This window comes from Pseudomonas sp. GW456-12-10-14-LB2 (assembly GCF_002884345.1).
GTDB lineage: Bacteria > Pseudomonadota > Gammaproteobacteria > Pseudomonadales > Pseudomonadaceae > Aquipseudomonas > Aquipseudomonas paraglycinae.
This window is the reverse complement of the sequence record NZ_POHV01000036.1, coordinates 39,700-53,831: the sequence shown is the minus strand read 5'-3', so window position 1 is coordinate 53,831 and position 14,132 is coordinate 39,700. Positions and strand designations below refer to the sequence as shown.

Sequence of the window (14,132 nt, the reverse complement as noted above, 5' to 3'; positions counted from 1 at the left end):
CTTACTCTTTGTCCAGCTTGCCAACCAGCGACAGGGTGAAATCGGCACCCATGTACTTGAAGTGCGGACGCACGTTCAGGCTGACGCGGTACCAGCCCGGCTCGCCTTCAACGTCGCTGACGATCACTTGCGCAGCGCGCAGCGGACGACGGCCACGCACTTCGGCGCTCGGGTTTTCCTGGTCGGCCACGTACTGGCGGATCCACTTGTTCAGCTCCAGCTCGAGGTCGGTACGCTCTTTCCACGAACCGAGTTGCTCGCGCTGCAGCACTTTCAGGTAGTGAGCCAGGCGGTTGACGATCATCATGTACGGCAGTTGGGTGCCGAGCTTGTAGTTCAGCTCTGCAGCCTTGCCTTCTGCGCTGATGCCGAAGAACTTCGGCTTCTGCACCGAGCTTGCGGAGAAGAACGCCGCGTTGTCGGAGCCTTTGCGCATGGTCAGGGAGATGAAGCCTTCCTCGGCCAGTTCGTATTCACGACGGTCGGAAACCAGAACCTCGGTAGGAATCTTGGTTTCGATTTCGCCCATGCTTTCGAAGTGGTGCAGAGGCAGGTCTTCAACCGCGCCGCCGCTCTGTGGGCCGATGATGTTCGGGCACCAGCGGAACTTGGCGAAGCTGTCGGTCAGCTTGGTGCCGAACGCGTAAGCGGTGTTGCCCCACAGGTAGTGCTCGTGGCTGTTGGCAACGTTTTCCTTGTACACGAACGACTTGACCGGGTTTTCTTCCGGGTCGTACGGGTTACGCAGCAGGAAACGCGGAACGGTCAGGCCGACATAGCGGGAGTCTTCGGAGGTACGGAAGCTCTGCCATTTGGCGAATTGCGGGCCTTCGAAGTGATCTTTCAGATCCTTCAGGTCCGGCAGACCGGTGAAGCTTTCCAGACCGAAGAATTTCGGGCCGGCGGCGGCGATGAACGGTGCGTGGGACATGCAGGCTACGCTGGACACGTACTGCATCAGCTTCACGTCCGGCGAGCTTGGGGACATGTAGTAGTTGGCAATGATCGCGCCAACCGGCTGACCACCGAACTGGCCGTATTCAGCGGTGTAGATGTGCTTGTACAGGCCGGACTGCATGACTTCCGGCGAGTCTTCGAAATCGTCCAGCAGGTCTTCTTTGGAGACGTTGAGGATTTCGATCTTGATGTTTTCGCGGAAGTTGGTGCGGTCGACCAGCAGTTGCAGGCCACGCCACGACGATTCCAGCGCCTGGAAGTCCGGGTGGTGCAGGATTTCGTCCATCTGACGGCTGAGCTTGGCATCGATCTCGGCGATCATGCGGTCAACCATGGCTTTCTTGACCGGCTCACCGTTGTTCTGCGGCTTGAGCAGCTCTTCGATGAACGCCGACACACCGCGCTTGGCGATGTCGTAGGCTTCGTCGTCCGGCGTCAGGCGGGTTTCGGCGATGATGCTGTCGAGAATGCTGTACTCGCCGTTTTCTGCGGCGTTCTGTTGTGCTGCGCTAGTGCTCATTGTGTTGGCTTCCTTGGCTGCTGGAGTCTCAAGCGTCCGGAGCTGCGGCGTTCAGGCCCAGCTCACCGAGTACGCGACCGCGGGATTCATCGTCGGCGAGCACGCCTTCGATGGCTTTACGGAACGCAGGTGCGTTACCCAGCGGGCCTTTGAGGGCCACCAGCGCGTCGCGCAGTTCCATCAGTTTTTTCAGCTCAGGCACTTGCTCGACCAGGCTGGCCGGGTTGAAGTCCTTCATGGAGTTGACGCGCAGTTGCACAGCCAGCTCGTCGGCCTCGCCATCTTCCTGCAGACGGTTCGGCACGCTCAGCGTCAGACCCAGCTCTTGCTTGGCCAGCACTTCGTCGAAGGTCATCTTGTCGATGCTGATCGGCTTGCGATCCTCGATCTTGCGATCGTCCTTGCGGTGGGTGTAGTCACCGATTGCCAGCAGCTTCAGCGGCAGTTCAATCTCTTCCTGAGCACCGCCGGTGGCGGGTTTGAAGGTTACGTTGATGCGTTCCTTGGGGGCTACCGAGCCTTCTTTGGCCATGGCTTTTCTCCTTGCGGTTGTGGCCCTGGGGCCTATTCGAGTACCACTTCGAGGTCGAGGTGGCACAGCCTGCGATAAATCTCTTCCTTGCGTTCACGTACGGCATGGTTCTGCGGTAACAACTCGCAGCAACTGTGCAGCAGGTGCAGCACTTCCAATGCAAGATCGGGCTCCCAGGCGTGCAGGCCTGAGTCCTGTAATGTCTGATCGAGGGTTTCGAGCTGGTTCTTGGCGAGTTCGTATTTCTTGGCCAGGAAGCACAGCCGCGCGAGGGCGAACTGCCAGAAGAAGCGTTCGCGCCCGCCGTGCGCCGATTGCAGACCCTGCTTGAGGATCTGCACGGCAGGCTTGAGGCCTTCCTTGCGCAGGATCGGCTGGACTTCCTCCAAGGCTTTTTCCCAGGCTGGCTGGGTTTCGACGTTCTCGGTCTCGACCTTGCGCGGCGCGCTGGCGCTTTGCAGGTGCGGCATGACGTTGCCGGAGATCCACGCCCGGGTGGACGGATCGGCGAACGGCGCGCCGTCATGGAAACGCAGCTCGATGATGCCGGGCAGGCGCTGAATCAAAAGCGCGAAGTGGATTTCCACTTCGCCCATGGCCAGCTCGGCGTTGAGGTTCTGGAGACATTCCCAGACCATCCTCTGGCCATCGAACCAGAACGGCGCCTTCGCCAGGCTCGCCTCCAGTTCCACCAGCAGGTCGGCGTATTTGCCCTGATCGAAACGGTCCTGATACTGCTTGAGCTTGTCCACCGGCAACCCGCGCAGCACGGTGATCTGCTCGGCGTTGCGCTCGGGCACCGCGTCGATGGTCATCCACAGCAAGGTGCGGTTGAGGCGCAGCGCACGCAGGTCGGTGGCTTTCTGCTTGAGCCACCAGGCGCACAGCGGGCGGGCGCTTTCCTGCTGGGCGCGCAGAGCCTTGTGGGCTTCTTTCTCATTGTCAATCGGCGCACCGGGGGCCAGTAACTGGCTGGCGGCCTGCTTGACCTGCGCCACCGCCGCACCCACCACGCCGGGTGCCGGCTGATTGTCAGCGGCACGCTGGATCATGGTTTTCAGGCGGCGAGAAAGCGGCAGCAGCAGCGGCGCATCATCGCCCAGGTGCTCGGTGCAGGCGGCGTCGAGACCGGACAGATGCTCGGACAACTGCCGGAACATCGGCAGCTGTTCCTTGATCGCGATGTTCTCGGTGATCACCTGCTCAAGGCGCGGCACCAGCCAGCCAATGGCGGCGGCCCGGGTGCGGGGTTTGAGCGGGTGAATCTCGGCCCAGTGGTTTTCCGACAAGTGGTGCAGAAAACCGAGGCCGGCCAGCAGGCCGGGGAAGGATTCACGCTGGTACAGCGACCAGGTCAGCCAGGCGCCGACACGCAAATCCTTGGATTGGGTACGCAGGAGGTTTTCGCTGTTTTCGCGAATTTTCAGCCAGTCGATCTGCCCGCTTTCGTGCATCGACGAGGCTTTGGCCAGCTCGCTTTCCAGGGCCTCGAATTCGCTCGAGAAACGAACGTCTTCGCCCGCAAAATTCTCTTTGGAAACAGAGACTTTAGCGAGTTCGAGGTAATGGGCGGAAAGTTTGCTTGAGTAGGACATCCATGGCCTTTATTAGGATTACGGTCGTGCGCCTATTGGAGTTGCAGCGGCGCGGGACAGTATCGAAGAGCAGTCGGAAGACTCATCCAATTGAGTGTTTGCTCTTTCAAGTGCGCGCATCGTAATCACTATGATGGCCACTAGCAAGCATCCGATTAAACAACAAGACGAACTGTTCATTGGGCGCTGTAGGAGATCGCCCTATATGTGACAGGGGATTCCCTGATGTCCCTTTATATTTCACTTTTAAGCCTATCCCTTCCGAAAGCATTGGGCCAGAGCGGCCGGCGCGCGGCATCGAGAACATCTGCACGCTCGTTCCACAAGTAAGCGGCGAAAGCATGACAAACCCCGAAAAAATTTGAAGTAGGACGCTTCCGAAAATACACCGCCATTTATTAACAAATGACTGGCGACAACAGACAACATTAAAAGTGCCATCAAATTGATGGCATTTATATGTTTAATAGTCCTGGATCCTTGCCTGCATAAGACTATTACGCAAGATTCCAATCATTCGCCGTCAGTTTCTCACAGCCATTTCCCACAATTTCCACGTTGTTTTACAACCCGGAAAGCTCCGACTTAAACAAGGGATCCTTCTTACATAAATCTGTTTAACGCCTTGTTAGCGTGCCGGCCAATGTTCGCGTGCGCTGACCAGGGAGGGTTTCGACATCACGCCGTCTTCCCCTCTCTGCTTAAGGACAAGCGTATGTCTGGAGCTGTCAGTTCTGCGCGCTTTACGCTGCAGATTCCCGCTGTTCGCAACGACTTCAAGGTGCTGGCCTTCGAAGGCACCGAGACCATCAGCACCCTTTATGCCATCCACGTCGAACTGGTCAGTGAAGACCCCGACTTCGATATGGAAGGCCTGCTCAGTCAGTCTGCCTTCCTGCAGTTCGGCCTGAACGGTGAAGGCATTCATGGACGCATCGACGATGTGTTGGCGGGTGAATCCGACAAACGCCTGACCCGTTATCGCCTGACTCTGGTGCCGAGCCTGCACTATTTGCAGTTCAGTCACGATCAACGGATTTACCAGGGGCAGACTGTCCCGCAGATCATCACGCAAACACTCAAGCGACACGGCATCCTCGCCGATGCGTTCACGTTCCATGTCCAGCCCCTAGCAGCACGGGATTACTGCACCCAATACGACGAAAGCGATTTCGAGTTCATTCAGCGCGTGTGTGCCGAGGACGGAATCGCCTGGCATCACCAGCACTCCGCACAAGGCCATTTGCTGGTGTTCACCGATGACTCGGTGTTCCTCCCGACATTGCGCGCCACACCCTATCGCCGGGATAGCGGGATGGTCCCGGAATATCCAGTAGTCAGCAGGTTTTCCTTGCGCGCCGCCACCCGGACAAGCCGGGTCACGCGACGCGACTATGACCTGAGGCGACCGACGCTTTTAATCGAAAGCCGCTTCAGCGCCGAATTCACCCCGACGCTTGAGGACTACCAATACCCGTTGCCGCTGGCCAACGAAAAGCGTGGCAAGCAACTGGCCCGTCAGGCCCTGGAGCGCCATCGCGCAGACTATGAAATGGCAGAGGGTCAAAGCAACCAACCTACCTTGCGCTGCGGCCATCTGCTTGAACTGACCGAACACCCTCGCCAGAAATGCAACGATCTGTGGCTGCTGCTCGGGATCAGCCACACCGGGCGGCAGCCGCAAGTGCTCGAAGAGTCGGTTAGCAGCGAAACTCAATCGGCGGACGGTTTTACCCAAGGCTATCGCAACACCTTCCACGCCATTCCGGCCGAGGTAGTTTTCCGTCCGCCGCTTCCCGCACGCAGGCTACCACTGGTCAGCCAGACCGCCCGGGTGACCGGCCCCAAAGGCGAAGAGATCTACTGCGATGAGTTCGGTCGCGTAAAAGTCGAATTCCACTGGGACCGGACCGAATTAAACAGTGAGCGCAGCAGTTGCTGGGTGCGGGTCTCGTCGAGCTGGGCCGGGAACGGTTTCGGTGTCGTCACCCTCCCCCGCATCGGGACGGAAGTGGTGGTGACCTTCGTGGAAGGTGATCCCGACAAGCCGCTGATTACCGGCTGCGTGATCAACAAGGTCACGCCCGCGCCTTACAAACTGCCCGAGCACAAGACCCGAACCGTGCTGCGCAGTCGCAGCTCGCCTGACACCGGCGGCTACAGCGAATTTACGATTGAAGACCGCGCCGGACTGGAACTGGTCTACCTGCGTGCCCAGCGCGACATGGAGCGGCAGGTTCTCCATGACAGCCGGCTGGCGGTCGGGCGCGATCGTTGGGAAAGCATCCAGGGCAGCAGCCAGACGACGGCCGGGAAAATCATTACCGTCGAGGCGGGCCAGCAGGTGCAGATCAAGGCCGGCGCCAGCGTGGTGCTGGATGCCGGCGCCAGCATCACGCTGAAGGCGGGCGGTCACCACATCGTGATCGACAGCGGCGGGATCTTCAGCAGTACCGAGATGGTGGCGGGAGGAAAGACGTCCGCCAGCGGAGCCGCTGATCATCCAGAAGCCGCAATGGCGGGTACCTTGGCCGCAGGACCAGCAACTGCTTCCACTCAAGCAGCGGAGGAAGGAGAACTCGAAGAAGAGGAGGAAGAGGTCGAACTGGAAGACGAGTTACCTGCTGGCATCACCTTGCGGATCGGCGTGTTTTTCGATGGGACGGGGAACAATCTGTTCAACAGCGAACAGGTGAAGGGCTGCTATGCGCGGGATGTGAATCTTGAGGAGGAAGCCGAGGACATTCGACAGTTCTGCCAGATGCATGGGTATGACGGACAGGGCAATGTGCCGGATAACAGTTATGGGAATGATGCGAGCAATGTGGCGAGGCTGTATGAGTTATATCGCGATGACCAAGGGCGGCAACTGGCGAAAGAGGAAACCATCGCGTACATACCGGTCTATCTTGAGGGCATAGGTACGAGTGCCGATAAGGACGACTCGGTTTTTTCGCAAATGACTGGCACGGGTGCACAAGGTGTACTGGCGAGAGTCAAGCAAAGCCCGACCAGCATCATTCCTGGGATTCGCCTTTTTGAGTCGGCGAACCCGACCCTGAAGGTGGAATCCGTTCAGTTCGACATCTTCGGCTTCAGCCGCGGCGCCGCTGCTGCGAGACACTTCGCCAATGAAGTGATGAAAGGCGAGCAAAGCCCGCTGGCGCAATTACTTCCCGCGGACTCGTCACTGTTCCTTGAGAGCTTCTCCTGGCGGGCCAACATCGATGTCAGCATTAACTTCATCGGCATCTTCGACACCGCTGCCGCCATAGGCAGCATGGCTGACGGCGATTTCAGCGTCCATGACGCCAACAACCCCGGCGTCAATCTGTATCTGGCGCCGGACATTGCAAAGAAAGTTGTGCACCTGGTTGCCCGGGACGAACGCCGCCACAACTTTTCGCTCAACAGCGCCGGAAACGCCGACATTGTGTTGCCGGGCGTCCACTCCGACTTGGGCGGCGGGTACTTACCGAATCTTGTCGAACGGGTACTGCTGAGCAAGCCGCGCTGCAGTCGCGACGTGGACTTTAATACCCCTTCGTCGTCGACCAACGCTTATCGGTTGGCCGAGCAAGAACTCGGCAGGCTTCAGGACCAACTGCATTTCTATGGGCTGACGCTTCAAGTCAAAACCTGGGCGGTGGAAACGGCCAGCAACGTCAAGGGCGATCGGCGCAAATCAAAAAATGTCTACGCAGCGGTCTACAGCGAACGAGTTGTGCGCAATGACCTGTCCCTGATTTACCTGCGAATCATGCGGGAGCTGGCGAACCGGCACGGGGTAGAGTTCGAAACGATTAACCAAGAATCTCAGAGTTACGCGCTACCGGGAGAGCTCAAGGGTATCGCCCGAAAATTGATGATGTTTGCGCTGGGTGAATCCCGCAGTCTCGATTTGAGCCTGAACGAGCATGCGCTACTCGCTCAACGCTACATTCATCTGTCATCCAACTGGAATGCTGCGAAGGGACTCAACGAAACCGGGCTGAGCATCCTGTTTATCAACCGCCCCGCCGATCAGTCTGTTCGTGTGGTGCACCCTAATGCGTGAGAACTCGTACATGCTCAAGATTGGCTTTGCATTGATATTCATTGTGTTGCTGGGCGGCTGCACTTCCGGTGGTACAAGATTGCTGCCTTATGACGGCTGGATGCTCAGGTTTTTCACACCCGACTACATGGAGGCCTGGATCGAAAATGCCGACGTCGTGGACGTCAACAAACGCGTATTTCTGGACACAGCCGGTGGAGTTCCAGCATTTGCCTATCCGCGACCGTACAGTAAAGGCGTACCCGCCACTTTCCGTGGGCAGGCACCAGGATGGCCGGAACATCCGGTAGGCAAAGGTCGACGTGTCACGGGGGCCGCGCTGCCCTATCTGGTCTTCGTCCGCTGGTATTCCATGGCCGAACCACAGACTTACAAAGCCTTCATAAAAATTCCGGACTCAGTTCGCCAGATCATGCTCAAGGGCGAGAGGGTTTTCTGTCGGGCAGACGGCAAGTGGATCACGGATTACCGAAATATGATGGTCATCGGCCTCGCGCCAGGCGGCATCGCCAAGGTCTGGCTGGGCGGCCAGTGTCTTTTGTCGACCGAAGTCATGCGGGTCCAGGGCAAGATCGATCCCAAAGGTCCCTACGGTGGCAAGACCAACGGAAGACACAGGCAGCTCTATGAAGAATCCAAGGCCTACATCGAAAAATACGGCATCCCCTACGACTCCTGGTGACCACTCGATTGTCGGGCACCGTCTACCGCCAGCGACCACAATACAACTCACTGCAATTCCTCACTGATACGGACATTGGCAAATGGATGAAAACAGACGGCCCATCAAGACCCGCTCCGCGGGCTGGGCGAAACGCTTCACGGATGAACTGGTCAAGCGGGACATCTCCCCCAACCAGATCTCCGTCATCAGCATGCTCTTCGCGTTGTTCGGCGCGGTGACGCTGTACATCGATAACGGCGTGGCCGGTTCGATCCTGTGTATCGTCGGCATTCAACTGCGGCTGCTGTGCAATCTGTTAGACGGGATGGTGGCGATCGAAGGCGGCAAGCAGTCGGCCGTTGGCAGCCTGTACAACGAGTTTCCGGATCGAGTTGCCGACAGTTTGCTGATCGTGGGTCTGGGTTTTGCCATCGGCCAGTCCGATCTTGGCTGGTTCGCTGCACTGGCTGCCGCGCTCACGGCGTATGTCCGGGTGTTCGGTGGTTCACTCGGGCTCACCCAGAGCTTCATGGGACCGATGGCCAAGCAGCACCGGATGGCGGTGATGACCGTGGCGTTGCTGTTGAACGTGTTCGAAACCCTTTACTACGCGACCCACTACGCTTTGCTGATCGCGCTGGTGATCATCGCCCTTGGCTCCGTCGCGACCTGCGTGACGCGCACCCTGGCCATCGCCAGACAACTGAAGGGGAATGCCCATGTGGATCAGTAATGCGCTGATTTCGGTGCTGCGCTTCTTGATCGGCGTGACCGCACGCTGGGAAAGCCCGCCGGACCTCACGCGCCAGCGTATCTACTACGCCAACCACACCAGCCACATGGACACCCTGGCGATCATCGCCGCACTGCCGCCGGAAGCCCGGTTGAACGTGAAACCGGTGGCGGCCGCCGACTACTGGGGCAAGAACCGCTTTCTGTCATACATCTCGCAGAAAGGCCTGAATGCGGTGTTGATCGAGCGCAATCCTGCGCCGGGTACCAACGTGCTCGAGCCGATCTTCGATGTGGTGCGGGCCGGTCATTCGATCATCATTTTTCCTGAAGGGACGCGCTCCACTCAGCCGCTGCCGGGGGAGTTCAAGTCCGGGATCTTCCGCCTTGCCGAAACCTTTCCGGACGTCGATCTGGTGCCGATCTACCTGGAAAACCTGCATCGCTCGATGCCCAAGGGCAAACATGTGCCGCTGCCGATCATCTGTACGATCCGCATCGGCGACCCGCTGCAACGAATCGCCGGCGAGGAGAAACAGGCGTTTCTGGAACGGGCGCGTGACGCCATCGTGAGGTTGTCGAAATGAGTCTGGAAACCAAGTTCCTGTGGTTCTTCGCGGCAATCGCCGGGTTGCTGGCGGTGGCTTCGCTGATTGGCGGCGTACTGGCACGGCGGGCGAAGAGCGAAAGCTCGATCGCGACCATCGAAAACCTCATCCAGCGCGTGAATGCCTGGTGGGGGATGGTCATTATTTTCTTTGTGTCCTGGCTGCTCGGCCCCAACGCGACGGTGGTGCTGTTCGGCTTCATTTCGCTGTTTGCGCTGCGCGAGTTCATAACACTCACGCCGACCGCACGCGGTGACCATAACGCGCTGTTTTCGGCGTTTTTCATCCTGATCCCGCTGCAATATCTGCTGATCGGCACCCATTGGTATTCGATGTTCACCCTGCTGGTGCCGGTGTATGCATTCCTGCTGCTGCCGGCGATTGCCGTGTTGAGCCAGGACACCGAGGGCTTTCTGGAGCGCACGGCGAAGATTCAGTGGGGCGTGATGATCTGCATCTACTGCATCAGCCATGCGCCGGCGCTGCTGTTGCTGGACCTGAAGGGTTTCCAGGGTCAGAACGCCCTGCTGCTGTTCTACCTGGTATTCGTGGTGCAGATGAGCGATGTGCTGCAGTACGTGTTCGGCAAGCTGTTCGGCAAACGCAAGGTCGCACCGCTGGTGAGCCCGTCGAAAACCGTCGAAGGGCTGGTCGGTGGCGGCCTGTCGGCCACGCTCATCGGTGGCTGCATGTTCTGGATGACACCGTTCAGCTTCTGGCAGTCGCTGCTGATGTCGCTGGTCATCGTGGTGATGGGTTTCCTTGGCGGGCTGGTCATGTCGGCGATCAAACGCAGCCTGAGCGCCAAGGACTGGGGCACGATGATCAAGGGCCACGGCGGGATGCTCGACCGGATGGACTCGATCTGTTTCGCCGCGCCGATCTTCTTTCACCTCACCCGGTACTTCTTCTCGGCCTGATCCGGACGAAATCATCGGGCACAAAAAATGGGCATCCGACCGCAATCGGTATGCCCATTTTTCATGCAGCGCGCCCGGCTGACCGGGCGTTCGCCGCGATTATGGATTGACGCTGTCTTTCAACGATTTGCCTGGCTTGAACGCAACGGTGTTGCTGGCCTTGATCTTCACCGGTTCACCGGTTTGCGGGTTTTTGCCGGTGCGGGCACCGCGGTGGCGTTGCAGGAAGGTGCCGAAGCCCACCAGCGTGACGCTGTCCTTGCGGTGCAGGGCGCCGGTGATTTCTTCGAGAACGGCGTTGAGAACGCGGTTGGCCTGCTCTTTGGTCAGATCCGCTTTTTCAGCGATTGCAGCGGCGAGTTCTGGTTTACGCATTAGTGAAGCCCCTTTGACGGTTTTTTGTTGTTATGTCCGTGCTGTTCTCGTTGGAACAGCGCCCAAGGCGCCGCAGGCTCTACTCTGCGGCAGACGGGAGTGAGGATGGCACGCGGTTAAGGGCGGCGCCAGTCTCCCCGCGACGTTTGTGGGGGCAAAAGCGGGGTGATTCCGACAGAACGACCGGTATTTACGCCAGCAAGGCCGGAAGCTGTTTGTTCAGTGCGAGTTTTTCCATCACCGCCGCGCCGGTCAGGGCGTAACCGAGCAATTGCCCTTCTGCATCGTGGCACAGCACCTTGATGTCGGCGCCCTGCCCTTCGACCGTCCAGACGCCCTCGCGGCCCCGGGGTGGCGGGGAAACCACCAGCGGGCAAACCGGGGTTTTCACGGTGATCGGCATCGGTCCGTAGTTCACCACGGTCGGGTTGCCGGCCAGGGTTTGTGCCAGCGCTCGCGCACAACTCATGAGGGGCATGACGTACAGAAGATTCAGCCCGTCGACCTCGGCGCAGTCACCCAGGGCGTAAATGTTGGCGTGCGAGGTTTGCAGGTGACGGTCGACCACCACGCCGCGATTGGTCTGGATGCCGGCTGCCGCTGCCAGATCGATCCGCGGGCGCAGGCCGATGGCCGAGACCACCACATCGCACGGGACAACCTGGCCATCGGACAGGTGCGCTTCCAGCCCATCCGCGACTTTTTGCAGGCGGGTCAGCACCGGGCCGAGATGAAAACGTGCGCCGAGGCTTTCCAGCCCGGCCTGCACCGCAGCCGCCGCAGCGGGATGCAGCAGGGTCGGCATCACCTGTTCGCAGGGTGCAACCAGTTGCACCTCGTAGCCGCCGAGAATCAGGTCGTTGGCGAACTCGCAGCCGATCAGCCCGGCGCCGAGCAGTAACACCCGGCGCTTGCCGGCCGCGGCGGCGCGAAAACGCGCGTAGTCTTCGAGATCGTTGATCGGGAACACCAGATCCCCGCCATCGCCTTCGATCGGCACGTGTACGGTTTCGGCGCCCCAGGCGAGGATCAGGTCACGATAGCTCACTGCTTCCTCGCCGATCCACAAACGCTTGTGGCCCGGATCGATGCCGCTGATGCGGGTGTGGGTGCGGATTTCGGCCTTCAACTGTTCGGCCATGGCGCCCGGTTCGGCCATGCTCAGGCCGTCGGCGTCCTTGTTCTTGCCGAAGCCGGTGGACAGCATCGGCTTGGAGTAGGAGCGACCGTCATCGGCGGTAATCAGCAGCAACGGGGTTTCGCCATCGAGTTTGCGAAACTCGCGGGCCAGGTTGTAACCCGCAAGCCCGGTGCCAACGATTACGACAGGTGCGCTCATGCCCTACTCCTCAGTGTTTTCTCAGTTGATTTCGATCATTTCGAAGTCCATCTTGCCGACGCCGCAGTCCGGGCACAGCCAGTCTTCCGGCACGTCCTGCCACAGGGTGCCCGGCGCAATGCCGTCATCCGGCCAGCCGTCGGCTTCGTTGTAGATCAGGCCGCAGACCACACATTGCCACTTTTTCATTCAGGTACTTCCTCAGGGTTCAGGCTTTAGCCGGCGCGGACGGTCGATGGTGCAGCGCTGCCGTCCGGCTCAGGGCGTTTTGTACTGATCGTGCCGGGCAGATGCAAGCCTGTTCGGCGCAGCGGCGACCCGGATCAATCAAACTCGCGGTGCAGCATGGTAAGCTCGCCGCCTCATTTGCTGCCAATAATGACTCATTGTGCAACACACAAACGCTCCGCTGTGGCGCCCGCAAAGCGAACTGACACCCCTCCCCGACACATCCACGCTCGACTGGCTGTTCGACGAAGGCTCCCTGACCCGCCGGCTGACGCGCCTGTCCGATGACGGCTTCAGCGTGACGCCGCTGTTCGAAGGCTGGCAGACCCTGCGCGACGACGAATGCGCCGCGCTGGATCTGGCCGAAGGCAGCGAGGGCTGGGTGCGCGAGGTGTATCTGCGCGGGCATGGCCAGGCCTGGGTGTTCGCCCGCAGCGTGGCGTCGCGCAGTGCCTTGCAGGGCGACGGCTTGCACATGGATGAACTGGGCAGCCGCTCGCTGGGCGAACTGCTGTTCTGCGATCACGCCTTCCAGCGCCGCGCCATCGAAGTCTGCCATTACCCGGAACACTGGTTGCCCGAAGGTTCCCGGGCTGCCGGACTGTGGGGACGGCGTTCGCGTTTCGACCGTGGCGCATTGAGCGTACTGGTGGCGGAGATTTTCCTGCCTACGATGTGGGAAGCCGTCCGCGCCCGTCCGGAGAACTGCTGATGTACCAAAGCCTGCTCAAATCCCTGAATCGCTTGAACCCGCGCGCCTGGGACTTCATCCAGCTGACCCGGATGGACAAGCCGATCGGCATTTACCTGCTGCTGTGGCCAACGCTCTGGGCCCTGTGGATTGCCGGTAAAGGCTCGCCATCGCTGGCCAATATCGTGATTTTCGTCCTCGGCGTGGTGCTGACCCGTGCCGGCGGCTGCGTGATCAACGACTGGGCCGACCGCAAGGTCGACGGCCACGTCAAACGCACTGCGCAGCGACCTATTGCTGCCGGCAAGATCAGCTCGAAAGAGGCGCTGGTGTTTTTCGCGCTGCTGATGGGCGTGAGTTTCCTGCTGGTGCTGTGCACCAACGCGGCGACGATCTGGCTGTCGCTCGGCGGTCTGGCGCTGGCGTTCACCTATCCGTTCATGAAGCGCTACACCTACTATCCGCAAGTGGTATTGGGCGCGGCGTTCTCTTGGGGGATGCCGATGGCGTTCACCGCCGAAACCGGTGAGTTGCCGGCAACGGCCTGGCTGCTGTGGATCGCCAACCTGTTGTGGACTGTGGGTTACGACACTTATTACGCGATGACCGACCGCGACGATGACCTGAAGATCGGCGTGAAATCCACGGCGATCCTGTTCGGCGATGCCGACCGGGTGATCATCCTGACCTTGCAGGTACTGTCGCTGTGCTGTCTGCTGCTGGCGGGGTCGAAATTCGAGCTGGGGATCTGGTTCCACCTCGGCCTGCTGGTGGCGGCCGGGTGCTATGCCTGGGAATTCTGGTACACCCGCGACCGGGACCGGATGCGCTGCTTCAAGGCGTTTTTGCACAACCACTGGGCCGGGCTGGCGATTTTTGTCGGGATCGTGCTGGATTACGCGTTGCGCTGATCT

13 protein-coding genes are annotated in these 14,132 nt (G+C 59.7%); 7 read left to right on the top strand and 6 right to left on the bottom strand.

Translation table 11 applies throughout. The annotated features are described in order from the left end of the window. Position 1: 1 nt before the first annotated feature. Genes tssC through tssA form a run of 3 tightly spaced genes read right to left on the bottom strand, consistent with a single transcriptional unit; the run spans position 2 to position 3,604 of the window. A complete protein-coding gene (gene tssC / locus C1X29_RS22470; protein ID WP_011336600.1) occupies positions 2 to 1,477 on the bottom strand; it encodes a type VI secretion system contractile sheath large subunit in 1,476 nt (491 codons plus the stop codon). A gap of 28 nt (positions 1,478 to 1,505) precedes the next feature. Then, on the bottom strand, positions 1,506 to 2,009 hold the full coding sequence (gene tssB, locus C1X29_RS22465; protein ID WP_003229587.1) for a type VI secretion system contractile sheath small subunit: 504 nt from the start codon (positions 2,007 to 2,009) through the stop codon (positions 1,506 to 1,508). A 32-nt stretch (positions 2,010 to 2,041) separates the two neighbouring features. Further along, the gene (tssA, locus tag C1X29_RS22460) at positions 2,042 to 3,604 is read right to left on the bottom strand and encodes a type VI secretion system protein TssA (RefSeq protein ID WP_102718397.1); all 1,563 of its coding nucleotides are present in this window, start codon (positions 3,602 to 3,604) and stop codon (positions 2,042 to 2,044) included. Positions 3,605 to 4,319: 715 nt separating this feature from the next. On the opposite strand from tssA, the gene tssI reads away from it, so the two are divergent. From tssI to C1X29_RS22435, 5 genes are all read left to right on the top strand, one after another. Next, entirely contained in the window at positions 4,320 to 7,661 is a 3,342-nt protein-coding gene (gene tssI, locus C1X29_RS22455; protein ID WP_102718396.1) for a type VI secretion system tip protein TssI/VgrG, read from the top strand. 10 nt (positions 7,662 to 7,671) lie between these two features. Then, positions 7,672 to 8,343, top strand: coding sequence for a DUF2931 family protein (locus C1X29_RS22450; protein WP_236190448.1), 672 nt, complete (start codon positions 7,672 to 7,674; stop codon positions 8,341 to 8,343). Positions 8,344 to 8,425: 82 nt separating this feature from the next. After that, positions 8,426 to 9,058, top strand: a complete 633-nt coding sequence (locus C1X29_RS22445) for a CDP-alcohol phosphatidyltransferase family protein (protein WP_102718395.1) — start codon at positions 8,426 to 8,428, stop codon at positions 9,056 to 9,058. Beyond that, positions 9,045 to 9,644, top strand: a complete 600-nt coding sequence (locus C1X29_RS22440; RefSeq protein ID WP_085747938.1) for a 1-acyl-sn-glycerol-3-phosphate acyltransferase — start codon at positions 9,045 to 9,047, stop codon at positions 9,642 to 9,644. Before C1X29_RS22445 ends, C1X29_RS22440 begins: the two co-directional genes overlap by 14 nt. Then, positions 9,641 to 10,585 carry a phosphatidate cytidylyltransferase gene (locus tag C1X29_RS22435; protein WP_085747939.1) on the top strand — a complete coding sequence of 315 codons (945 nt, stop codon included), beginning with the start codon at positions 9,641 to 9,643 and terminating at the stop codon, positions 10,583 to 10,585. The genes C1X29_RS22440 and C1X29_RS22435 overlap by 4 nt, the downstream gene beginning before the upstream one ends. A 99-nt stretch (positions 10,586 to 10,684) precedes the next feature. Here C1X29_RS22435 and C1X29_RS22430 read toward each other — a convergent pair whose 3' ends face one another. The 3 genes from C1X29_RS22430 to C1X29_RS22420 form a co-directional block, all read right to left on the bottom strand. Further along, complete coding sequence (locus tag C1X29_RS22430; protein ID WP_003213368.1) at positions 10,685 to 10,960, bottom strand: HU family DNA-binding protein; 276 nt, start codon at positions 10,958 to 10,960, stop codon at positions 10,685 to 10,687. A 190-nt stretch (positions 10,961 to 11,150) separates the two neighbouring features. Then, entirely contained in the window at positions 11,151 to 12,299 is a 1,149-nt protein-coding gene (locus C1X29_RS22425) for an NAD(P)/FAD-dependent oxidoreductase (protein ID WP_102718394.1), read from the bottom strand. Positions 12,300 to 12,320: 21 nt separating this feature from the next. Beyond that, positions 12,321 to 12,488: a rubredoxin gene (locus C1X29_RS22420; protein ID WP_007954349.1), complete on the bottom strand. Its 168-nt coding sequence runs from the start codon at positions 12,486 to 12,488 to the stop codon at positions 12,321 to 12,323. A 199-nt stretch (positions 12,489 to 12,687) separates the two neighbouring features. Here C1X29_RS22420 and C1X29_RS22415 point away from each other — a divergent pair, with 199 nt between their 5' ends. Both C1X29_RS22415 and ubiA read left to right on the top strand, forming a co-directional pair. Continuing rightward, entirely contained in the window at positions 12,688 to 13,239 is a 552-nt protein-coding gene (locus tag C1X29_RS22415; protein ID WP_085747941.1) for a chorismate lyase, read from the top strand. Beyond that, on the top strand, positions 13,239 to 14,129 hold the full coding sequence (ubiA, locus tag C1X29_RS22410) for a 4-hydroxybenzoate octaprenyltransferase (protein WP_102718393.1): 891 nt from the start codon (positions 13,239 to 13,241) through the stop codon (positions 14,127 to 14,129). The genes C1X29_RS22415 and ubiA overlap by 1 nt, the downstream gene beginning before the upstream one ends. Positions 14,130 to 14,132: the final 3 nt, after the last annotated feature.

Bases quoted from the DNA above. Each gene is read 5' to 3' on its own strand.
- tssC (WP_011336600.1), bottom strand. From the start codon at position 1,477: ATGAGCACTAGCGCAGCACAACAGAACGCCGCAGAAAACGGCGAGTAC.
- tssB (WP_003229587.1), bottom strand. From the start codon at position 2,009: ATGGCCAAAGAAGGCTCGGTAGCCCCCAAGGAACGCATCAACGTAACC.
- tssA (WP_102718397.1), bottom strand. From the start codon at position 3,604: ATGTCCTACTCAAGCAAACTTTCCGCCCATTACCTCGAACTCGCTAAA.
- tssI (WP_102718396.1), top strand. From the start codon at position 4,320: ATGTCTGGAGCTGTCAGTTCTGCGCGCTTTACGCTGCAGATTCCCGCT.
- C1X29_RS22450 (WP_236190448.1), top strand. From the start codon at position 7,672: ATGCTCAAGATTGGCTTTGCATTGATATTCATTGTGTTGCTGGGCGGC.
- C1X29_RS22445 (WP_102718395.1), top strand. From the start codon at position 8,426: ATGGATGAAAACAGACGGCCCATCAAGACCCGCTCCGCGGGCTGGGCG.
- C1X29_RS22440 (WP_085747938.1), top strand. From the start codon at position 9,045: ATGTGGATCAGTAATGCGCTGATTTCGGTGCTGCGCTTCTTGATCGGC.
- C1X29_RS22435 (WP_085747939.1), top strand. From the start codon at position 9,641: ATGAGTCTGGAAACCAAGTTCCTGTGGTTCTTCGCGGCAATCGCCGGG.
- C1X29_RS22430 (WP_003213368.1), bottom strand. From the start codon at position 10,960: ATGCGTAAACCAGAACTCGCCGCTGCAATCGCTGAAAAAGCGGATCTG.
- C1X29_RS22425 (WP_102718394.1), bottom strand. From the start codon at position 12,299: ATGAGCGCACCTGTCGTAATCGTTGGCACCGGGCTTGCGGGTTACAAC.
- C1X29_RS22420 (WP_007954349.1), bottom strand. From the start codon at position 12,488: ATGAAAAAGTGGCAATGTGTGGTCTGCGGCCTGATCTACAACGAAGCC.
- ubiA (WP_102718393.1), top strand. From the start codon at position 13,239: ATGTACCAAAGCCTGCTCAAATCCCTGAATCGCTTGAACCCGCGCGCC.